Raw genomic sequence first — 20,481 nt, 5'->3', positions numbered from 1 at the left:
TTGTTTTTTAGTAAATGAAATTAATTAATAAATAACTATTTTTTAGTCAAATTGGCTAACTAATAAAAATTAATAAATTTTATTTATCGATACGATAAAAAACTCTCACTTTCCTCAATTCAAATTTAGCGCTATTTATTCACATTACTGACATGAAGACTATTTACAGTAGTCACGTGGCTTTATTTTGATGTTAATTTGCACAGCATTTTGACGTTAAACATTTTAATTTTACCGACTATTGCGATAATAAAATCCTTGGTTGGTCTCAAACACTTTATGGAGTGGGTTGTGGGTAAGACATTTAGTTACGATGCGCTAGATGACGATTTTGTTGAAGACGAGTACGAAATGCTCGGCCGTAATCAACACGATAAGAACAAGCAAAAGGTTAAAAAGAAGTTGGAAGACTACCTTGAGCAAAAACGCTTGCGTAAAAATCTAGGCGAAGATGATTTAAGCGATTACACCGATTAAATTTCACTAGTATAAATAAAATACCAATTAATATTGAGAGTTTAAATGTGCAGTTATGCGTATGTTTAAGTTTCAGTAGTATTGGCAATAAAGAGGCCTTGCGCCTCTTTATTACTTTTTAAAGCGCATTTTTAGTTTGTGCCAAAGCTTTTTGAATTGTAAGTTCTAGCTTTTCTGGTTTAGTAAAAGGTGCATAACGTTTAATTGGCGTGCCATCTGTAGCAATTAAAAATTTAGTAAAATTCCACTTTATTTTACGTGTTAAAAAACCAGGTAAAGCCGATTTTAAAAAACGAAAGACTGGGTGAGCATGCTTACCGTTTACATCTACTTTGGCCGCCATTAAAAAACTCACACCAAAATTAATTAAACACCCTTGCTCTATTTGTGTAGCGTCGCCGGGTTCTTGCTGACCAAATTGATTACACGGAAACCCTAAAATAACTAAACCTTGGCTAGCATATTTATTATGCAAAGCTTGAAGCGACTCGTATTGGTAGGTAAATCCACATTTACTTGCGGTATTAACAATAAGCACAACCCTACCTTCAAAATCACTAAAGTTAATAGGTTGACCCTGCAAGCTTGTTGCGCTTAATTGATGGAATTTGTGCATATTGGCGTCTTTTTTATTATTGTTATCGGTATTTTAACCTGAGTACAGTATTTCATAAAGTACAAAGAGTGCTCTAATTTAATATTAAAAATAGCCCCATACCGGCAAGTGTTGTGTAATAAATATTATGTGTTTTATAGGCAACAATGATGGCGACTATTGCTGCGCTTAAATAAGGGTTTTGCCAGTTTAAGTTAATGCCATCTTCATTCAAAAACACGATAGGCACCCAAATTGCTGTAAGCACCGCAGGTGCGCTAAAGCTTAAAAATTGCTGCATTTTAGGACCTACTTTAAACGGTAAAGCGCGGTGTAAAAATAAATAACGCGTAAAAAATGTAATGCACGCCATGAGTAAAATAGTTGTCATCATAGCGTTGCTTCCTTTTTAGCGGTTAGCCTTGCTGTGCTGTAACCTGCGGCCATTGCCAGCAGCGCTGAGCAAACAAGCCACAACTCAAATCCTGTACTTTTTAAAAGCGTTGCGCTAACACCAGCTACAATTACCGTAACGAGTGAGGCCAAATTTTTGATTCCCGGAATAACCAACGCGATAAACGTCGCGGCAATTGCAAAGTCGAGCCCTAAATTAGTTAGGTCGGGCAGCATTGTGCCCGCTACAATGCCAATTAACGTCCAAATATTCCATGCAATATAAAAGCTAAAACCAGCGCTTAATGCGTATATTAAGCGTGTTTTTGTTCTATATGCTCTTCGATGATGAGAAAACGCAAACAGCTCGTCGGTTAAAACAAAACTTACTGGTAAGCGCCAACGCATAGGTTGATCAATCACCTTATGACGCACGGCTAACCCGTATAAAAAATGCCGAGAGCTAATAATAAATGTTGTGAATAAAATTGTGAGCAATGGTGTGTTGCCCGCCATAAGTTCAATCGCAACAAGCTGTGCAGAGCCTGCAAATACTAATAACGACATTGCTTGGGTTTCAAAGGCGCTAAAACCATTTTGAATCGCTAAAGAGCCGCATAAAATACCCCAAGGAACAACGGCTAAACACAGTGGTAGCATATCTAAAAAGCCTTTTAAAATAGCTTTTTTAACTGGTTGCATGATATTTACTCTCACGGCTTGTAGAATGGCTCATAAGGATACCTTAATATTATGATGTTAAAGTAGTTAACAAATTAAATAATACTGTTTTTTTAAGGATAGGCACAATGACGACGTTAAAAGTGTGGGATGGGTTTATTAGATGCTTTCATTGGTTTTTGGTTGTAAGTATTGCAGTGCTTTATTTTAGTATTGAAGAGGGCATGATTGAGCTTCACTTTGTCGCTGGTTTTTTTACTTTAGCACTTATAGTAACACGTTTAATATGGGGTGTTATTGGTAGTAAAACCGCGAGATTAAGTGGGTTACTGCACTCTCCTCGTGCTATCTTAAAGGCGCTAAAAACACCAAGCGAATCGCTAGGCCATTCAGCACCTGGCAGTTGTATGGTAATAGTATTTTTTATATTGATCATAACGCAACTTGTAAGTGGCTTAATGAGCAGTGATGGTATTTTAACTGACGGGCCGCTTGCTCAATATGTGTCTAGCGATACGATTGATTTTGCCAATTGGCTACATGAGCTGAATTTTGACATTTTACTTTATGCTATTGGCTTGCACGTATTGGCTATTATCATTTATAGAATAAAAGGCAAACCGCTAGTTAAGGCGATGATCACAGGCTCAAAAGAGTTAAAAGCGGATGACTCTGAGGCTAAAGTAACTAAAGCGTCTTGGCCTGCGTGGTTAATATTTATATCTTTATTGGTGTTGCTGGTATTTACGTGGGCGAAAGAGCCTTTAACTTATTTGTTTAGTTAAAAACACATTAAACCAACCTTAAAGGGTTGGTTTTTGTTTTTGGTTACATTCTTTTGTTTGATTGTTATGCGGGGTCGAATTATAATCGCCGCATTGCTGGCAAACTAGCCGAAAGGTTAGGACGCAAAGTTTCCGGTCTAAGGCTTTTTAAAAGCTATGGTAGCGGGACTACTGCATAACGTGTTGTTATGTATCACTTGCCCTCAGTGTATTTTTTGTGTATCCATAGTCTATGGATAAGATTTTGTAACTCTTAAGGTGTTGCCGTGTTTATGCATACGTCGTTGGCCTGTGGAAAGTGGTCAACAATAGGTTGCTTAAATCATCATACCCAATTATTTATTGGTGATGTGGTGAGTGTAACCTTTTACGACATGCAAGGAGAGCTGGTTAGTTTATCATTTGATTACAAGATCACCTCGCTTGAGCAAGGTGAGCCTCACGCATGGCCACGTTTAGTTGCCGAGCATATTAATGTGCATGTTCCTCTGGTTAGCGCAGGTAAAATGACCGAACAGGGTTTAATTGTAGCCTATAGAAATAATGAAATTTTTGCTTTGCAAAGCAGTGGTATATGTAAAGCACACGTCGACTTTCATTGTATTGCAAAATGCGATGAGCGTGTTGTTAAGAACCTTGATACTTATGATTACGTGTACCCTGAAAATTGTGAAAACTATAATGCGGGTACAAAGGTATTGCAGCCAAAAACTGGGCATGTATATCAATGCAGGCCTTGGCCATTTAATGAGTTTTGCCGCACGAATGACGATAATAAGTCTATGTTCGAACCCGGTGTAGGGCAAAGCTGGGCTATGGCTTGGCAGCAAATATAAAGCTTAAATTATCTTCCCAAAGGTATAGCGGTTTTAGTAATGAAGCGTTTACCGTTTTAGCCCATCCAACTATTGGATGGGCTTTTTTATTTTTATGATAAACTGCAAATCACATTATTTTTTTAATTGGTTTTATTGTGTCTCGTCCTGTCTACTCTTTAAGTTTATTACCTAATTTCCCGATTGCTAAACAGCAAGCCCATACATTAAGTACTCATAATAAGATACGTACCGATAATTACTATTGGATGCGTGATGACGATCGCCAGGATGAGCAAGTACTTGCGCATTTACATGCTGAAAATGCGTACTGCGATGAGCAGTTAGCTGCTATGAAGCCACTACAAAATACACTTTTTGAAGAGTTAAAAGCACGCATTGTAAAAGATGATAATTCGGTACCCGTTAAAGACGGGAAATACTGGTATCACTCAGAAGTTCGTGGTGATGATGAATACTCGCGTCACTATAGAAGTACGAGCATAAAGGCCGATAATAAAGAGCTTTTACTCGATGTTAATGTATTAGCTGAAGGATTTGAGTTTTTTGAGCTGGGCGAAGTCGCACTAAGTCCATGCGAGCAGCTTATGGCTTACTCTGAAGATACTGAAGGTCGTCGTATTTATAATGTTCGCTTTAAAAGCTTAGCGACCGGTGAAATGCTTCCTGATGTGCTTGAAAATACAGAAGGACAAGTTGTTTGGGCTAACGACAATAAAACTGTTTTTTATGTAAAAAAAGATTTAAAAACGCTATTAGGATACCAAGTATTTAGGCATGAGCTTGGCAGCGAGCAAAGCCAAGACGTAATGGTCTACGAAGAGCAAGACAGCAGCTTTTTTATGGGACTTGGTAAAAGCCGCGATGAAAGCTTAATTATTATTGATTTAGCATCGACAGAGACCAACGATACATGGGTGCTTGATGCTAATAAGCCCACTGGCGAATTTAAAGCATTAATGCCGCGTGAAGATGGCCACGAGTTTGACGTAGATAAGCTAGGTGACACATTTTATATTGTGACTAACTGGCAAGCTAAAAACTTTAGATTAATGACGGCAACAAACGAAACAATTGCTGATAAAACACAATGGGTTGAGCATACAGCTCACAGAGAGAATGTACTGCTTGAAGGTGTAGAGTTATTTAATGACTTTTTAGTATTGAGTGAACGCGAGCAAGGGCAAGCTCGATTTGTAGCTGTTAATAGGCAAGGGGATCGTATGGCACTTGAGTTTGCCGATCCTTGTTATTATGCTGCAATAGCAATGAACCCAGAGCCAGACACACGCACTACGCGTATTTATTACTCAAGTTTAACAACACCAGGTTCTTTATATGATGTTGATTTAGCAACTGGCGAAAAAACACTACTTAAACAGCAAAAAGTACTCGGTAGTTTTAATGCCGATGACTATCAGTCTGAGCGATTAATGGTAACTGCTCGGGACGGAGTGAAAGTACCCGTATCAGTTGTTTATCGAAAAGACAGCTTTAAAAAAGATGGCACAAATCCGTTATTTCAATACGGCTATGGTGCGTATGGCTATACGATTGATCCAAGTTTTTCAAGTTCATCGCTGAGCTTGCTCGATCGTGGTTTTGTTTATGTAATAGCACATGTTCGAGGCTCTGAAATGCTAGGTCGCGAGTGGTACGAACAAGGTAAAAAAGAGCATAAAAAAAATAGCTTTAGTGACTTTATTGATGTGACAAAAGCGCTTGTTGCACAAGGCTATTGTGATAGCAGCAAGGTGTTTGCCTCAGGCGGCAGTGCAGGTGGTTTATTAATGGGGGCGGTTGTAAACCAAGCACCAGAGTTATATTGCGGTGTTGGCTGTCATGTACCATTTTTAGACGTATTAACCACGATGCTTGATGAAAGTATTCCGCTCACAACAAATGAATATGATGAATGGGGTAATCCAAATGAGCCTCAGTTTTATGATGTAATTGAAGCTTACTCGCCGTATGACAATATTCGCGCCCAAAACTATCCGAACATACTCGTTACTACCGGTCTTCATGACTCACAAGTGCAGTATTGGGAGCCTATGAAGTGGGTTGCAAAAATGCGTGAACTTAAGACTGATAGTAATATTTTAGTATTTAAAACCGATATGGATGCAGGGCACGGCGGTGCATCAGGTCGCTTTAAAAGTTTAGAGGAAAAAGCACTCGAAATGGCCTTTTTTATTGCTTTATTAAATTAACTGCAAAATCGGAAAATTGTATTATCCTATATATAGAAGTTGATATATGTAAGGCGATATATGTTTGGTGCACATGGTGAATTTCAAATTTGTTCACAGCCCCCTCAGATGTATTTAGAATTGAAAGGGAGCTTTAATAATGAAGGCATTACGCTGTTAACTAATGGAGTTGTTCAGGAGTTGAGCACTCACCCTGAAAATACGATTAAGTTTGTGGTTGTTAATTTAAAAGAGTTTGAGCTGTTAACTTTGGATGGCCTCGATTCATTAGAGGCCTATTTTGCCGGTGTAAAAGAACGAGGCTATCAACGAGTTGATTATATAAACATTAATATCATAGCTAAAAATATGTTTGAAAAAGTATGGAAAAATAGCGATGTAGAAGTTAATTTTTATAAAGATACCGACAGCTATTTATTAGTGCACCCAAATGACAGTTATATAAAACAGAACTGGTAACTAACATGAGTATTATAAACCGCTATTGAAGAGGGCTTATAATACTCTCTAAATAACCTTTATAGCGCCGTGAAAGGTTTAAACACATATCGTTTTTCAGCCTTACTCTATAATCGCCACTGTCAGTAGGCATCAGTTCGCAAATAGCTTGTCTTCTTACCAGCGTTGAGCGATGAATGCGAACAAACCCTTCTGGTTCTAGTTGTTGTTCAATATTTTTCATGGTTTCGCGATGTAGTACCGGCGTATTACCTTGGGTAAAATGCAGCTCTACATAGTTGCCCGCGCCATTTATCCAAATAATATCATTGATATCAATTAGCCTTACCTTACCGACATCTTTAACCACAATGTGTGATGATGGCTTTTCAGCTTGTGTGCTTTGCTGGTATTTGCGTTCGGCCGCACTTGCAATCGGGCAAAGGTGAATCAGCTTATCAAAGCACTTATCAATACGTGATGCAGTTGAATCTAATATTAAAAAATCAACAGCGCCAACTTCAAAGGCAAAACTCGCAAAATGTCCCGATTGGGCAATAATGACTAACTTCAGCTTTTTAGCAAGCTCTGTTAAATGCACTATTTGCATAGGGTCAGCTAGGTTGGTTAGTTCGTAAAACAGTACATTGTATTGATCAGTGTCTATTTGATCTAATCTATTTGTTTGAAGAAAAGATTGAGATTCAAAGTGCCGGTGATCTTGCACGCGCTTTGTTAAAAATGTTGCAAACTTAGTGTTACTAACAAAAGTTAATGCATGAAAAGAAGCGATCATTATTTTATATCTCTTGCTGTATATAATAATAAAGACCGTGCTTAGCGGAAAAACTGTTATGAAAAGTACAATATATTTATAAAATAATTGTGACGTACTAATTCATCCCATAAAACCAGCTATTCGTACCAAAGACTACGCCTCATAAATAATGCCCGTAGAGTGTTTAAATAAATCCCCTTACTGTAATCCGCGAAGTAACCATTTAGTTACAAAAATAACAATTCAGGGGAATTATATGACATTAACTAACAAAGGTAGCGCGCGATTATTTAAAAAATCGTCGTTAACAGTTGCGCTAAGCAGCGCGATACTTGCAAGCTTTTCATTTCAAGGTGTTGCAGCAGAAGATGACGAAATAACTAAAATAGAACGCGTACAAGTTACAGGTTCTCGAATTCGTTCAGCTGAGGCAATGTCATCTGCTCCTATTCAAGTTGTAGATAGTGCTGCTATTGATGCATCAGGGTCGTTAAATATTCAAGACTTATTATTAGAGAACCCTGCATTTGGTACACCAGCTATTAGCCGAACTAACTCAAACTTTAATACCGCAAGTGCGGGTGTTGCTACTGTTGATTTACGTAATTTAGGCTCTAACCGCACATTGGTTTTAGTGAATGGTCGTCGTTATGTATCAGGTGTACCAGGTAGCTCTGCTGTCGATTTAAATACTATTCCGAGTCAATTCATCGAACGTGTTGAAATTATGACAGGTGGTGCTTCATCTGTTTATGGTTCTGACGCTGTTGCTGGTGTAGTTAACTTTGTACTAAAAGATGATTTTGAAGGTATTGAATTCGAAGGCCAATATGGTGAATCAAGCGAAGGCGATGATGAATCACGCCAATTTAACTTTACCTCAGGCTTATCAAGCTCAGATGGGAAAGGGCACGCGATGTTCCATCTTGGGTATTCTGATCAAGGTGCTGTTTTTTCACGTGACCGTGACCGCTCGGCAGTAGACCAATTTTCAGGTATCTTCTTTGAAGATGATCCAGTAGCAAACCCAGGTTCTGTATTTGATGCTGTAAGCCCATTTTTATCTTCATTTCCGCCACAGGGTCGCTTTAGCGCTGGGGATGAAACATTTACGTTTAATGATGCAAACACCCTACAAAACTCGTTTAGTACTAACGGTGGCGATGGCGTAGCTGCAAATGGTTTTAACCGAAGTGGCGTACGTACGATAGCGATACCTACAGAACGTTACTTATTTGCCTCAAATGGTAGCTACGAGCTAAGCGACAAGCATAGCTTTTTTTATGAAGGCACTTACGCTGCAACAACAACTGTTTCTGAATTAGAGCCGTTCCCTTTTGCTTCTGATGATATTTATGCAAATGGCCAAGTACCAATTGAATTTAATGCAAACGGTGAAATATTGCGTAACGCATTTGTACCTGATGATATATATAACGCAGCAACCGACACCGATGGTGATGGTATGCGTGATATCTTTTTTGCAAAACGTTTGAGTGACATTGGTAACCGTGGAGCACGAGCAGAGCGTGATACATTCCGTTTAGCGCTTGGTTTTCAAGGTGAAATAGCAGATGGTTGGTTTTACGATACTTACTACGTATATGGTAAAACAAAAGAGCAGCAAGTTTCTGGTGGTTTAGTCAACGTGCAAAGCTTCCGTCAAGGTTTAGAAGCTGTTATTGATAGCCAAGATTTAGATGGTGATGGTATTACTGACGAGGCTATCTGTATCGATGCGACAGCTCGCGGCTTTAACTGTGCGCCTGTAGACATTTATGGTTTTAATTCGTTATCACAAGGTGCTATTGATTTTGTAAGTGCACCTAGCTCTCTTTCAACGTCAGTTGAGCAAGAAATCATTGGTGGTAATATCTCAGGTGATTTATTTGAACTACCAGCGGGTGTTGTAGGCATTGCTGCTGGTTTTGAATACCGCGAAGAATTTTCACGCAGTGAATTTGATGCACTACAGCAAGCCGGTCTTAATGCAGGTAATGCAATCCCAGCAACAGAAGGCTCGTTTGACGTAACAGAGTACTATGTAGAAGCAAACATCCCAGTACTTGATACTGTAACGATGAATGCAGCAGTTCGTTTATCTGATTATTCAACAGTAGGTAACACCGAAAGTTGGAATGTGGGTGTTGATTGGGAAGTAATGGATAGCTTACGTTTACGTGCTACTCGTGCTCGTTCAACGCGTGCTCCAAATATCGATGAACTATTTTCTCCGCCTTCACAAACGTTCCCAAGTGGTTTAAACGATCCATGTTTAGGTGTTACTAATAGTGGCGGTGGTGCTGCTGGTGATGCTTGTCGTACAGATGGTGGTGTTACAACTAATATCGCTACAAATGGTGAGTTCACGCTTAACCAGTCTGACTTACAAGGTATTAGTGGCTTTAACCGTGGCAACCAAGATTTAAAAGAAGAAGTTGGTGACTCTGTAACAGTAGGTTTAGTATTTACACCAGAAAACCTAATTTCAGGACTAGACATTACGCTTGATTACTTTGATATCGAAATTACAGATGCAATAGTATCAACACCTCGTCAGTTTATTCTTGACCAATGTTATGGCGGCGGCGATACAAGCTTTTGTGACTTTGTAACTCGTCGTAGTGCGCCATCAGGTAATAATAGTGCTGGTTCACTAGAGTTTATTGACAGTGGTGTATCTAACAGTGGTGGTTTAGGTACAGAAGGTGTTGATTTAACACTAACGTACTCTGCTGATATTGGTCCTGGTGCGTTTAGAACTCGCCTTGCTTATACTTACCTAATCGATGGTTATAGCATTCCACTTCCAGGCGCTGATAAAGATGAGTTTGCTGGAGAAATTGGTGCATCAGAGCATAAAGCTAACTGGAACTTTGGTTATAAACTTAACGACTTTGATTTTAACTGGAGCTTAACTTACATTGGCGCTGCAGACTTTGATGATCAATTCTTAAGTGGTTTTGGTATTGCTCCAGGTGGAGTAGGGATTGGTTCAGTGACATATCATGATGTTCAAGCAAGTTACCATATCAGCGATTCAACAGAGCTTTACGCTGGTGCGAGTAACTTATTTGATAAAGAGCCACCATGCATTTTATCGGGTGTGAGCGGTTCAAGTACTGGTACTGAAACAGATGCAGGTACGTATGACCCAATTGGTCAATCATTCTACATAGGTTTTAGAAGTAAATTCTAACCAACAATAACGACACTAATATAGTTACTTAATTCGTAACGTTCACAAAGCCTCAGTATTGCTGGGGCTTTTTTATTGGAAAATAATGTAGTAGTAATGCTTATACATTGTTTATCCCAATATATGAGCATTACACCCACTTAAACCCAAAACAACGCCACTGGTAACAGGGGCGTTGTTTAGTATTGGGAGGAGGCTAATATAGTAACCGAATCGCTTGATTATTTAACGATTTATCCCTATTTGTGGCCCTCTTCATTGAGGGCTTTTTTTTGCTGGTTTAGTCTAAGTAAGCCTTTAGCATCCAAACCAGTTTCTCTTGCTCTGAAATGTAATCGCTCATTAGTGAGGCTGTACCTTCATCGTTTGCATCACCAGCTTGGCTTAAAATATCACGCTGCATGTGAATTAATGTACTGTAACCAGCAAGTAGGTTTTCTACGGCTGTAACACCATCACTAATACCTTTAGCTTCTTTAATTTTACTTACTTCAAGGTAATCAGAAAATGCATGTAGTGGTGCGCCATCTAACGTTAAAATACGTTCTGCAACTTCATCTACTTTTAGAAGTAGCAAGTTATAAATTTCTTCAAACTTAACGTGTAGTTCAAAAAAGTTACGGCCTTTAATATTCCAGTGAAAACCACGCGCATTCATGTATTGAATCTGGTAGCTACTCAATAATGTATTGAGTGACTTTATGATGTCTTCGCTTTTTGCGCTGTTTAGACCAATTGCGTTTACATGTGACATAACTTGCTCCTGAATAACCGTTTGTTTGTGAACTTGTGATAAGTATTACTAATTTCGATAAATTAGTAAAATCGTTTAAATGTATCTAGTTAATAGTTTTAACCTATTAGCTGTTTTTGATACCTGTATTCACTTTAGACTATTAATAGAAATGGGACTGATTAATAAAAATACTACCCCTCAAAAATAAATAAAACCCAGAAGTATATAAATCATGATCTAAAACAAACTTTATTCAAGGTAATAACTTAGCTATTTTTTTATTGATGTAGGTCAAAAATCATCCACCCTAACGGCGCATAATAATGTTGTCGAAATAATTAGGAGAGATAACATGCATGCAAAAACAGCGAAACAAAATAAAGCAGAGTTAATCGTGGTAGGAATTGCAGTCATCGCATTTGTGCTTGGGCTAGTCGCGCACTTAGCAGGAGCAAGCTTTGCGAACTCAGATTTTTTTGGTTACATTGCGGCGCCCATTCCGCTGATACTGGCTGTGATATTTTTAATTAGTTATAAAATAGCAGCCAATGCTGAGGGTTAATCTTTCTCGTTTAAGCACTTCAAAATGTAATCGAGTACTTGGCGCGAGTAAATCATACTGGTATGGCTTAAATGAAACACTTTATGTTCGGCCATACCTTTAAGTTTGGTTTCATCTAGTAATACAGTGCCATCTGACTGGCTACCTTTGACTATTAAAGGCATAAGCCCAATAGGTAAATCCCCTGCGATACTATAAAGCTTAGCTTTAAAAGGCCAATTACCATTTTTAGTAAGCAAAAATTCAACACTATTTTTTAAAAATGATTCAAACCCTTTTTGCTTCATTTTTTGCGCTATATGGCTGCCTTTATGTGGAGTACCCAGTGTAATTACCTTCGTAATATTCTGGCTAGCAGGAGAGTTTGCCTCTAGGTAAGCACGTGCAATCAGCCCTCCCATTGAGTGGCATACAAGCGCTGCAGGTTCGTTAGAAATACACTCATCAATTTGTGCAAATATGGTATCGCGGTGAGGGTCGAGCGTATTATAGGTAATGTTTAATACCGTCATACCCGACTCTTCAAGTCGTGAACAAAGTGGGCGCATAACAAAGCCAGACATATACAAGCCATGTAAAACAATAACGTGTTTAACTTTCATATGCTCCCTAATACCAATTTTATTAAAAACATGATCATCCTAGCGTATTAAATAATCCGCTACCTGCGTTAAAAATTATTTAGATAGAACAACTATATGTCATAATTTTCGCCTTGTTATCGACTTATTTATTTGTCGCTATAATAGATAACTAATTTAATGCAATTGGTATAACTACCGTAATTACATTAACTGTAGCGGTTTTATTTCAATATTGGTTGTATCGGTATTTACCCATACTTCACCATCTTGAATGGTAATGGCGAGCTTAATTCCACGATCAACCAAAGCAGCAAGTGCTTGTGTTGCTGCGTAATCAAGGCTAAAAATACTTAGATTTTTAAATTCATACAATTTAGGTTGATGTTTTTGCCACCAAATTGCTTGATTGTTTTCACCATAAGTATATAGCACTACTTTTTTAGATTTATTACAGGCTTTTTTAAGGCGTTTTTCATCTGGTAAGCCAAGCTCAACCCAGAGCTCTATCTCTTCACTATAGCTAACATGCCAAAGTTCAGGCTCATCATCAGCGCTTAATCCTTTAGTAAATTCTAAACCATCACAGCTATTTAGAGCAAAAGCGAGTAAGCGAATCATCAACCGTTGATCGGTCTCTGATGGGTGTTGAGCCAAGGTTAAATTAAAATCTTGATAAACGTGGCGGTCCATATCGCTAAGCGATAACTGCACTTTCATAATGGTGGATTTAAGAGCCATAACAACTAATCTGAAAAAATTTGCGTCAGTATAGCGCAATTAAATGAATTGCCAGTTAAAATAGCGGTTAATTATACGTTAGGAGTTAAAAATGGCTATCCAGTGGTTCCCTGGGCATATGAATAAAGCCCGCAATGAAATTAAAGAAATAATGCCACAAATGGATGTGATCATTGAAGTGCTTGATGCGCGCATTCCCTACAGTAGTGAAAACCCGATGGTGGCAACCTTGCGTGAAGGCAAGCCAGTCATCAAAATTTTAAATAAGGCTGATTTAGCTGATCCTAAAATGACTCAAATTTGGAAAGATTATTTTGAGCAAGAAAACGGTGTTAAAGCGATTTCTTTTGGACATGATAAAGCAGCTGAAGTACACCGTATTAATGAGCTTTGTAAAAAGCTAGTGCCGCATAAAGTGGGCGCCGATAAGCAAATTAAAGCCATGATAATGGGTATTCCTAACGTGGGTAAATCTACGTTAATTAATGTATTGGCTGGACGTATAGTTGCAAAAACAGGTAATGAGCCTGCTGTTACTAAAGCGCAACAACGCATTAAGCTTGAAGACGGTATTATGCTTTACGATACGCCAGGTATGTTGTGGCCAAAAGTAGAAAACGAAAACTCAGGTTATCGCTTAGGCGCTACCGGTGCTATTCGTGATACTGCGCTTGAGTATGAAGAAGTAGCAAGTTACACCGCTGAGTACTTATTGCGTGCTTACCCTGAGCTTTTAAAAGCGCGTTATAAAATTGCCGAACTGCCTGAAAGTGATTGGGAATTTGTTGAAATGGCGGGTAAAAAACGCGGCTGTATCCGTGGTGGTAATCAAATAGACACATACAAAATGTCTGAAATACTAATCAACGAATTGCGCGATGGTATTATTGGCCGTATTACGATGGAAACTCCGCAAATGCGTGAGGAAGAAGAAGTAATGGTTGCTGGTTTACGCGCCGCTGCAGAAGCTAAAAAAGCAGCTAAAGAAGAAGAAAAGCTTCAACGCCGGGCACGAGCACGTAAAAATCGTCGTTAATTAGTTTAATTTAACCAACTAAATTACAGACATAAAAAAAGCCCGTAAGGGCTTTTTTAGTTTCATATCTACCGTCACCGATATGAGCAATGTAGCAAGTAAAATAGTAGGGCGGTTACTCATCATCAACATCAAGGGGCGTTGCGTTCATAACAAGTAACCATAGCTGTTTACGTGCGCCACACGTTGTTTCAGGGTCGAGAAACAAATCAATTCATTCCTTAACAAGTGGTATGCAATCCGTCTTGTTGATATTGATTATCAGTTAGATCTAACTATCTGTCAACATCTAAATGCAAATAATTCTTATTATTGGTGGGTTTGTTTTTTATTCATATATAAATCGGCTAGTTAGCACTGACATTTAATAAAAATACTTACTTTGGTTGAACAATTAAGAATAAAAAATAGATGCTTAATACTTATTAAATAATTTGATATGGATTTTTATTATAAAAGCATTGCTTGTAAAACCTTAGCCCCTAAAGATCAACAGCCTTTAATTTATGGCTAAAAATATTCGTACTTAACTGGATATTTTAAGCCACTAACGCACTTTATTTGCTGTTATACGTAAATTAATCTGCTCCACTAGTACTTTATCCTGCTTGTTTAGACGCCCTACAATGAGTAAGAAGTCACTACCGTCAGTTTTTATTACTTTTATACTTGTGTTATCAAGCTTGGTTTTACCGTACGAGGCTTCTATTTTTTCTATATCTTTAAAGTGACTAAGATCCGATTCAAGCTTACCGTCATCGTTTTTGTAGTAACTAAAAATATAGTTTTCGGTTATTCCGTTACCGTCTTCTCGGTAATCAAATACTGCATCGCTATAAAAATAAAGTATTTCTTCGTTTTCAGGTGTTAGGCGATTACGTTTTAAAAAGTGTACTTGGTAAGGCCATAAACTATCGCCTTTGATAATTGCGGCATTGGGTAAAATATTTACTTCTTGAAGTACGCCTAAAAATAATAGAGGTGCAAACGCAAGCGAGATTAAATACTGTCTAATTCGCCAGTACGAGTTGTAATGTAGGGCTTCTTTACTTGTATCGGTTTGTTCAATGTAACTAACTAGAGGCAACCATAAAAAAGGCATTATACAAATCACTATGGTTGCGTATTCGTCCATTCGATAAGCAAAGGCGCTGGCAAGTACCATTAGCCAGAGTGTTAAGGCAGTCCAGTTAGGCATTACTCTATTTTTGTTCAACTGTTGTTGGCTGTGCTCTGCAAGTGCGAGATACAAAGGGTAATACCATAAAAACGCAAATATACCTCGAGCAATAGGCATAATACTTGAGTTATCGCGTTCTTTAATGGCTTTAAAGTTACGATAACTCCAGTAGTTAACAAATATGCCTAAACTTAAAATACTGTAAATAATAAACTTACTTACAGATACTGCATAAAATGGACTATCTTCAAATTTAACTTTTTTTGCTGACTCTAATCGCCAATCGGCGAAAAAGAATATGAGTACTAAAATATAGCCAGCCAACACATATTTAAGCCAGTTATAACCAAAGCTATCTAGCACATCAGCTGTTGTTTGAGGCGTTTCGCTCGCCTTTGCATATTTTAGAATAGGGTAATGAGTTGCTGATATTAACTTTTTACGCTGTGCTAAATAATCATCTATTTGATCCGCTTTAATATGATCTTGTTTTGCGTAATAGTCATAACTCAGTGTTAAAACGTTATCATTAAATTCAGTAGTTGTTTTTAGATTGAAGTAGTCGTTATCAATTTCTTGTTGATCGCTATCAAATCCCCAACCTTTTTCTGCAAAATGTAGTTTTATTGTGGTGTTAATTATATTGGGGTAGTCAAAGTAAAGTGGGTCGGTGCGATTTACCTGCTTTGGTTCGTAAACGCTATTTTGTATTTCACTCGCATAAAAACTAGCTTCGTAGCCTTCGTCTGTTTTATCCCAAAATTCACTAATTAAATACGATTCTTTGGTTATTAGTTTACCCGTTTGTTCTTGTTCACTAATAGTCATTGCTTCATTGATTGATAAGCCATTTAAAAAACTTTGGTAATACTCGAAGTAAGATTTAGCAACGCTATTTAGACCACTGCTGGCTATATTACTTCTTCGGTTAATTGCTTCAAATTCAGCATAAGTGTACTGGGTTTTAAAACGTGATGGCTCAGATACTTTTTCAGCAATAAAAAAGTTATCCTCTACAGATACATTTGTATGTACAGGCTTTTGCGCCATTGAAGTTAAAGCGGTTTCACCTTTATCAATAATTAGGGCATAGCCATAATCAGGCTGTGCTAAATATTCGAGAGTACCTCGTTGGTAGCTAACCGTAGGATCGAGCCAGTAGCGTTTTCCGTTTTGTTTAAGCGTAACAATTACGTGATTAAATACACTTGCAGAAGGTGGAAGTTCTTTTAAACGTTTGGTTTCCTCTGTATCAACTAGCGCAGGGAAGGCCTCTATATCCATCGCTTTTAATAACGAAATAAGCAGTACTGTTTTATCTTTACAATCGCCGTATCGTAGCGAAAGCGTTTCTGAAGCTGACGTTGGTTGATGCGAGTTAGTGCCCATTTCAAGCCCTAAATATCTAACTTCGTCTTGGCTAAAGCGCAGTGCTGCTGCAATTTTGTCTGATGTTTTTGTGTGTTTTGCTTTTATTTCTTCAGCTACATCCAAAATGCTGTTTGGGGTTTCTATGGCTGATTGATAAAGCGGATATGCCCAATTAACTACCTGACCCCAATCGTCAAACTCAGAAAAGTAAACTTGTGTATATGGGTCGTACCACGTTGGGGTTTGAGAATTCTGCTCCAGTAAAGGTTCTTCAAAAAGAGTTATAGAATAATCTTTACCATATTTATTAAACGTTTCTTGAATATCGGCTGCGCCGTTTATTGTATTTATATGTAGAGGTGTTTGTTTACCCCAAAGTACACGCATATTTTGTTGCACTACGGGTACCGACCAGTTCAGCGTGCGTCTTGTACTAAATTTATTAGCATATATAGGATTGCTGCCTGTAACGGTGTAGCTGTAGTCAAGTATGTCGCCACTGCGAATATCATCAATAATAATATTGAGTGACAGGCTACCGTTATAAATACGATCTGCTAATTCAGATTCACCTTGTATAACCGTCATTCTCGCGCTACCAAGCTTATCAATGCGCTCGCTATTTCTAATAATTGTTAAGCTGTTTAATATTAGCGACTCGTAACTTGGATCAAAATCAAGATTAAGCTGGCTTATATAATCAACATCACTTTGATTTAAAGCCTGCATAACCAAACGCGTATAGCGTTGCTGTTTTTGTTTGCTCGGTATATAGGATTGGTTATCGAGTAACAAATAAAGTGTGCCGTCACGTACCTTGGTTATGTCGGAATGCTTGGGTTGCTCAATAATATGTGTATTAACCCAATTAGCTGGTTTATCTATTTTATATTGCTGCGCAAAAATACTATGAGATAAAAGTAATAAGGTAAGTGCAATTAGCCAAGCACTGAGTCGAAGGAAGTTCCATTTCATTGTGGGGTCTTATAGTTGTTTTTATAAATACTATTGAAGGAATAATGTACCAAATTTAGGCTTTTTTGACAATGAGATGTTAATAGAATCCATCGACATATTTATATCTATAATTATGATAATGAATAAGTTTAGCTCAATTTAGCTTATTATTTATAGGCATGGGTTATAAATACAATGAAAGCATAAAGGTATTTAATTATCTCTAAAAATGGCTTTGCTGTTTGTCTTCTTGCTCGGCACACATTTTACTTTGCAAAATACACTATGCTTATATAAAGCACGCAACCACTGTATTTACTGCTCAGCAAATGGGCGATTTGGTCGGTGTGAGTCGCTCTACAGCACGCCGTTACTTAGAGTATTTGCTTGAATCAGGTAAGTTAACAGCGGATCAAAGTTATGGCAGTATTGGCCGTCCTGAACGTTGCTATAAAATAGCGAAGTAACTTGGTGTATCTGAAACTTAAGTATTAAACGTAATTAATTTCAATGTCTTGCGTTTTTTTTGTTATGTTTGATATTTAATAGATTCTGACGATAAAAAAAATATGTTGAATTGATTGCATTTTAAGCGACTTCTATGGTGATGTTCGCTTTAAGTAATGCTATACTCCCGCCGAATAATTTATCGACTTTATTAAGAGTAAAATTAATGGCAGATTTATCGAAGTACAGAAACATTGGTATTTTCGCGCACGTTGATGCGGGTAAAACCACAACTACTGAGCGTATCCTAAAGCTTACAGGCACTATCCACAAAAGCGGTGAGACACATGATGGTGAATCGACTACCGATTTCATGGAGCAAGAAGCTGAGCGCGGTATTACTATCCAGTCTGCGGCAGTAAGCTGTTTCTGGAAAGATCACCGTTTTAACGTTATCGATACTCCTGGACACGTTGACTTCACCGTTGAAGTTTACCGTTCACTTAAAGTATTAGATGGCGGTGTGGGTGTATTCTGTGGTTCTGGTGGTGTTGAGCCACAATCAGAAACTAACTGGCGCTACGCGAATGAGTCAGGTGTTGCACGTATTATTTTCGTAAATAAATTAGACCGTATGGGTGCTGATTTTTACCGTGTAACAGCGCAAGTACAAAAAGTACTTGGTGCTACTCCACTTATCATGACTTTACCAATCGGTATCGAAGATGAGTTCTGTGGTGTTGTTGATGTTTTAAACAAAAAAGCATACATCTGGGATGAGACAGGTCTTCCAGAAAACTACACTATTGAAGACGTTCCTGCAGACATGGTAGAGAAAACTGATGAATACCATGAAATGCTTATCGAAACTGCTGTAGAGCAAGACGATGACCTAATGGAAGCGTACATGGAAGGTGAAATCCCTTCAATCGAAGACATCAAGCGTTGTATCCGTAAAGGTACTCGTGACCTTGCGTTCTTCCCTACATTCTGTGGTTCTGCATTCAAAAACAAAGGTATGCAACTTGTACTTGACGCAGTAGTAGATTACCTACCTGCCCCTACAGAAGTTGATCCTCAACCTCTTATGGATGAAGAAGGTAACGAAAACGGCGAGCATGCAATCGTATCTGCTGACGAACCTTTCAAAGCGTTAGCATTTAAGATCATGGATGACCGTTTTGGTGCATTAACATTCGTACGTATTTACTCTGGTAAGCTTAACAAGGGTGACACTATCCTTAATGCATTTACTGGTAAAACTGAGCGTGTTGGCCGTATGGTTGAGATGCAAGCAGATGAGCGTAAAGAGCTTAATTCAGCGCAAGCGGGCGATATCATCGCTATCGTTGGTATGAAGAACGTGCAAACTGGTCACACTCTTTGTGATCCTAAGCACCCAGTAACACTTGAGCCAATGGTATTCCCAACTCCAGTAATCTCGATTGCTGTACACCCTAAAGATAAAGGCGGTAATGAGAAAATGGGTGTTGCTATCGGTAAAATGGTTGCAGAAGATCCATCTTTCCAAGTTGAAACTGATGAAGATTCAGGTGAAACTATCCTTAAAGGTATGGGTGAGCTTCACTTAGATATCAAAGTAGATATCCTTAAGCGTACTTACGGTGTAGACCTTATCGTTGGTCAACCACAGGTTGCTTACCGTGAAACTATCACTCGTGAAATCGAAGATAGCTACACGCATAAGAAACAATCTGGTGGTTCTGGTCAATTCGGTAAAATCGATTACCGTATCAAGCCTGGCGAAGTTGGTTCGGGCTTCACGTTTAAATCATCAGTTGTTGGTGGTAACGTACCTAAAGAATTCTGGCCTGCAGTTGAGAAAGGCTTTAAGTCAATGATGGGCGAAGGTGTTCTAGCTGGCTTCCCAGTACTAGACGTTGAAGTAGAACTTTTTGATGGTGGCTTCCACGCAGTGGATTCATCAGCAATCGCGTTCGAAATCGCTGCTAAAGGCGCTTTCCGTCAGTCTATCCCTAAAGCGGGTGCACAACTTCTTGAGCCAATCATGAAAGTTGACGTGTTCACGCCAGAAGATCACGTAGGTGACGTAATCGGTGACCTTAACCGTCGTCGTGGTATGTTAAGCGACCAAGAAGCTGGTTTAACTGGCGTTCGCATTAAAGCAGACGTACCGTTATCAGAAATGTTTGGTTACATCGGTTCACTACGTACAATGACATCAGGTCGTGGTCAGTTCTCTATGGAGTTCTCACACTACGCACCATGTCCACAAAACGTAGCTGACACAGTAATCGCTGCAGAAAAAGAGAAAAAAGCAGCTAAGTAATTAGCACTTTAACTCTTTAAAAAAACCCGCACTTATTGCTAACACCATTCAGTTAAGCATGCTTTGACTTAATGGTGTACCGAGTTTTTGAAATTCGAACGGTCCTACTTTTGGGCCGTTTTCTTTTTTCTGGAAGAATATAACGTTTCACTCGTTCTCGCATT

Annotated in this window: 17 protein-coding genes, 1 pseudogene and 1 riboswitch; of the genes and pseudogenes, 10 read left to right on the top strand and 8 right to left on the bottom strand. The window is 38.4% G+C overall.

All coding sequences use genetic code 11. The annotated features are described in order from the left end of the window. The first annotated feature begins 291 nt into the window (after positions 1–291). Entirely contained in the window at positions 292–477 is a 186-nt protein-coding gene (locus tag H4J63_RS10055; RefSeq protein ID WP_007579801.1) for a PA3496 family putative envelope integrity protein, read from the top strand. 118 nt (positions 478–595) lie between these two features. Here the strand turns inward: H4J63_RS10055 and H4J63_RS10050 are convergent, their stop codons facing one another. The 3 genes from H4J63_RS10050 to H4J63_RS10040 form a co-directional block, all read right to left on the bottom strand. After that, positions 596–1,093 carry a glutathione peroxidase gene (locus tag H4J63_RS10050; RefSeq protein WP_182196309.1) on the bottom strand — a complete coding sequence of 166 codons (498 nt, stop codon included), beginning with the start codon at positions 1,091–1,093 and terminating at the stop codon, positions 596–598. Between the two features lie 73 nt (positions 1,094–1,166). Then, entirely contained in the window at positions 1,167–1,466 is a 300-nt protein-coding gene (locus H4J63_RS10045) for an AzlD domain-containing protein (protein WP_004335020.1), read from the bottom strand. Continuing rightward, entirely contained in the window at positions 1,463–2,167 is a 705-nt protein-coding gene (locus H4J63_RS10040) for an AzlC family ABC transporter permease (RefSeq protein WP_182196307.1), read from the bottom strand. Before H4J63_RS10040 ends, H4J63_RS10045 begins: the two co-directional genes overlap by 4 nt. A gap of 107 nt (positions 2,168–2,274) precedes the next feature. Between H4J63_RS10040 and H4J63_RS10035 the strand changes: the two genes are divergently transcribed. The 4 genes from H4J63_RS10035 to H4J63_RS10020 all read left to right on the top strand — a co-directional run bounded on the left by H4J63_RS10035 (position 2,275) and on the right by H4J63_RS10020 (position 6,439). Further along, on the top strand, positions 2,275–2,931 hold the full coding sequence (locus H4J63_RS10035) for a cytochrome b/b6 domain-containing protein (RefSeq protein ID WP_007377891.1): 657 nt from the start codon (positions 2,275–2,277) through the stop codon (positions 2,929–2,931). 88 nt (positions 2,932–3,019) lie between these two features. After that, positions 3,020–3,107: riboswitch (cyclic di-GMP riboswitch) on the top strand. A gap of 96 nt (positions 3,108–3,203) precedes the next feature. Next, positions 3,204–3,767: a hypothetical protein gene (locus tag H4J63_RS10030; protein ID WP_024597144.1), complete on the top strand. Its 564-nt coding sequence runs from the start codon at positions 3,204–3,206 to the stop codon at positions 3,765–3,767. Positions 3,768–3,904: 137 nt separating this feature from the next. Beyond that, positions 3,905–5,980, top strand: coding sequence for a S9 family peptidase (locus tag H4J63_RS10025; protein ID WP_182196305.1), 2,076 nt, complete (start codon positions 3,905–3,907; stop codon positions 5,978–5,980). Between the two features lie 60 nt (positions 5,981–6,040). Further along, positions 6,041–6,439 carry a hypothetical protein gene (locus tag H4J63_RS10020; protein WP_182196302.1) on the top strand — a complete coding sequence of 133 codons (399 nt, stop codon included), beginning with the start codon at positions 6,041–6,043 and terminating at the stop codon, positions 6,437–6,439. Positions 6,440–6,461: 22 nt separating this feature from the next. Here the strand turns inward: H4J63_RS10020 and H4J63_RS10015 are convergent, their stop codons facing one another. Next, a complete protein-coding gene (locus H4J63_RS10015) occupies positions 6,462–7,214 on the bottom strand; it encodes a LytTR family DNA-binding domain-containing protein (protein ID WP_024604714.1) in 753 nt (250 codons plus the stop codon). Positions 7,215–7,452: 238 nt separating this feature from the next. Between H4J63_RS10015 and H4J63_RS10010 the strand changes: the two genes are divergently transcribed. Then, complete coding sequence (locus tag H4J63_RS10010) at positions 7,453–10,395, top strand: TonB-dependent receptor domain-containing protein (protein WP_182196300.1); 2,943 nt, start codon at positions 7,453–7,455, stop codon at positions 10,393–10,395. 280 nt (positions 10,396–10,675) lie between these two features. Here the strand turns inward: H4J63_RS10010 and H4J63_RS10005 are convergent, their stop codons facing one another. After that, positions 10,676–11,149 carry a Dps family protein gene (locus H4J63_RS10005; RefSeq protein WP_182196297.1) on the bottom strand — a complete coding sequence of 158 codons (474 nt, stop codon included), beginning with the start codon at positions 11,147–11,149 and terminating at the stop codon, positions 10,676–10,678. A 334-nt stretch (positions 11,150–11,483) separates the two neighbouring features. Here H4J63_RS10005 and H4J63_RS10000 point away from each other — a divergent pair, with 334 nt between their 5' ends. Next, on the top strand, positions 11,484–11,693 hold the full coding sequence (locus tag H4J63_RS10000; protein WP_182196295.1) for a hypothetical protein: 210 nt from the start codon (positions 11,484–11,486) through the stop codon (positions 11,691–11,693). Here the strand turns inward: H4J63_RS10000 and H4J63_RS09995 are convergent. Beyond that, complete coding sequence (locus H4J63_RS09995) at positions 11,690–12,295, bottom strand: alpha/beta fold hydrolase (RefSeq protein ID WP_004334986.1); 606 nt, start codon at positions 12,293–12,295, stop codon at positions 11,690–11,692. The two genes, H4J63_RS10000 and H4J63_RS09995, sit on opposite strands and share 4 nt — an antisense overlap. Before the next feature lie 183 nt (positions 12,296–12,478). Then, positions 12,479–13,015: a YaeQ family protein gene (locus H4J63_RS09990; protein WP_024593828.1), complete on the bottom strand. Its 537-nt coding sequence runs from the start codon at positions 13,013–13,015 to the stop codon at positions 12,479–12,481. Between the two features lie 91 nt (positions 13,016–13,106). Here H4J63_RS09990 and ylqF point away from each other — a divergent pair, with 91 nt between their 5' ends. Then, entirely contained in the window at positions 13,107–14,051 is a 945-nt protein-coding gene (ylqF, locus tag H4J63_RS09985) for a ribosome biogenesis GTPase YlqF (RefSeq protein WP_024599696.1), read from the top strand. 547 nt (positions 14,052–14,598) lie between these two features. On the opposite strand, the gene H4J63_RS09980 is transcribed toward ylqF, so the two are convergent. After that, positions 14,599–17,577 carry a DUF3857 domain-containing transglutaminase family protein gene (locus H4J63_RS09980; RefSeq protein WP_182196292.1) on the bottom strand — a complete coding sequence of 993 codons (2,979 nt, stop codon included), beginning with the start codon at positions 17,575–17,577 and terminating at the stop codon, positions 14,599–14,601. A gap of 245 nt (positions 17,578–17,822) precedes the next feature. Between H4J63_RS09980 and H4J63_RS09975 the strand changes: the two are divergent. Beyond that, a pseudogene (locus H4J63_RS09975) lies at positions 17,823–18,026 on the top strand (HTH domain-containing protein); the annotation flags it as partial. 206 nt (positions 18,027–18,232) lie between these two features. Continuing rightward, positions 18,233–20,317 (top strand): elongation factor G, encoded by a 2,085-nt coding sequence (gene fusA, locus H4J63_RS09970; protein WP_182196287.1) that lies wholly within the window; start codon positions 18,233–18,235, stop codon positions 20,315–20,317. Positions 20,318–20,481: the final 164 nt, after the last annotated feature.

Source organism: Pseudoalteromonas sp. 5Ae-yellow (assembly GCF_014077565.1).
In the GTDB taxonomy this organism is placed as follows: Bacteria; Pseudomonadota; Gammaproteobacteria; order Enterobacterales; family Alteromonadaceae; genus Pseudoalteromonas.
Note: the sequence above shows the minus strand (reverse complement) of the source record. Positions and strands in the feature narration are given on the sequence as shown.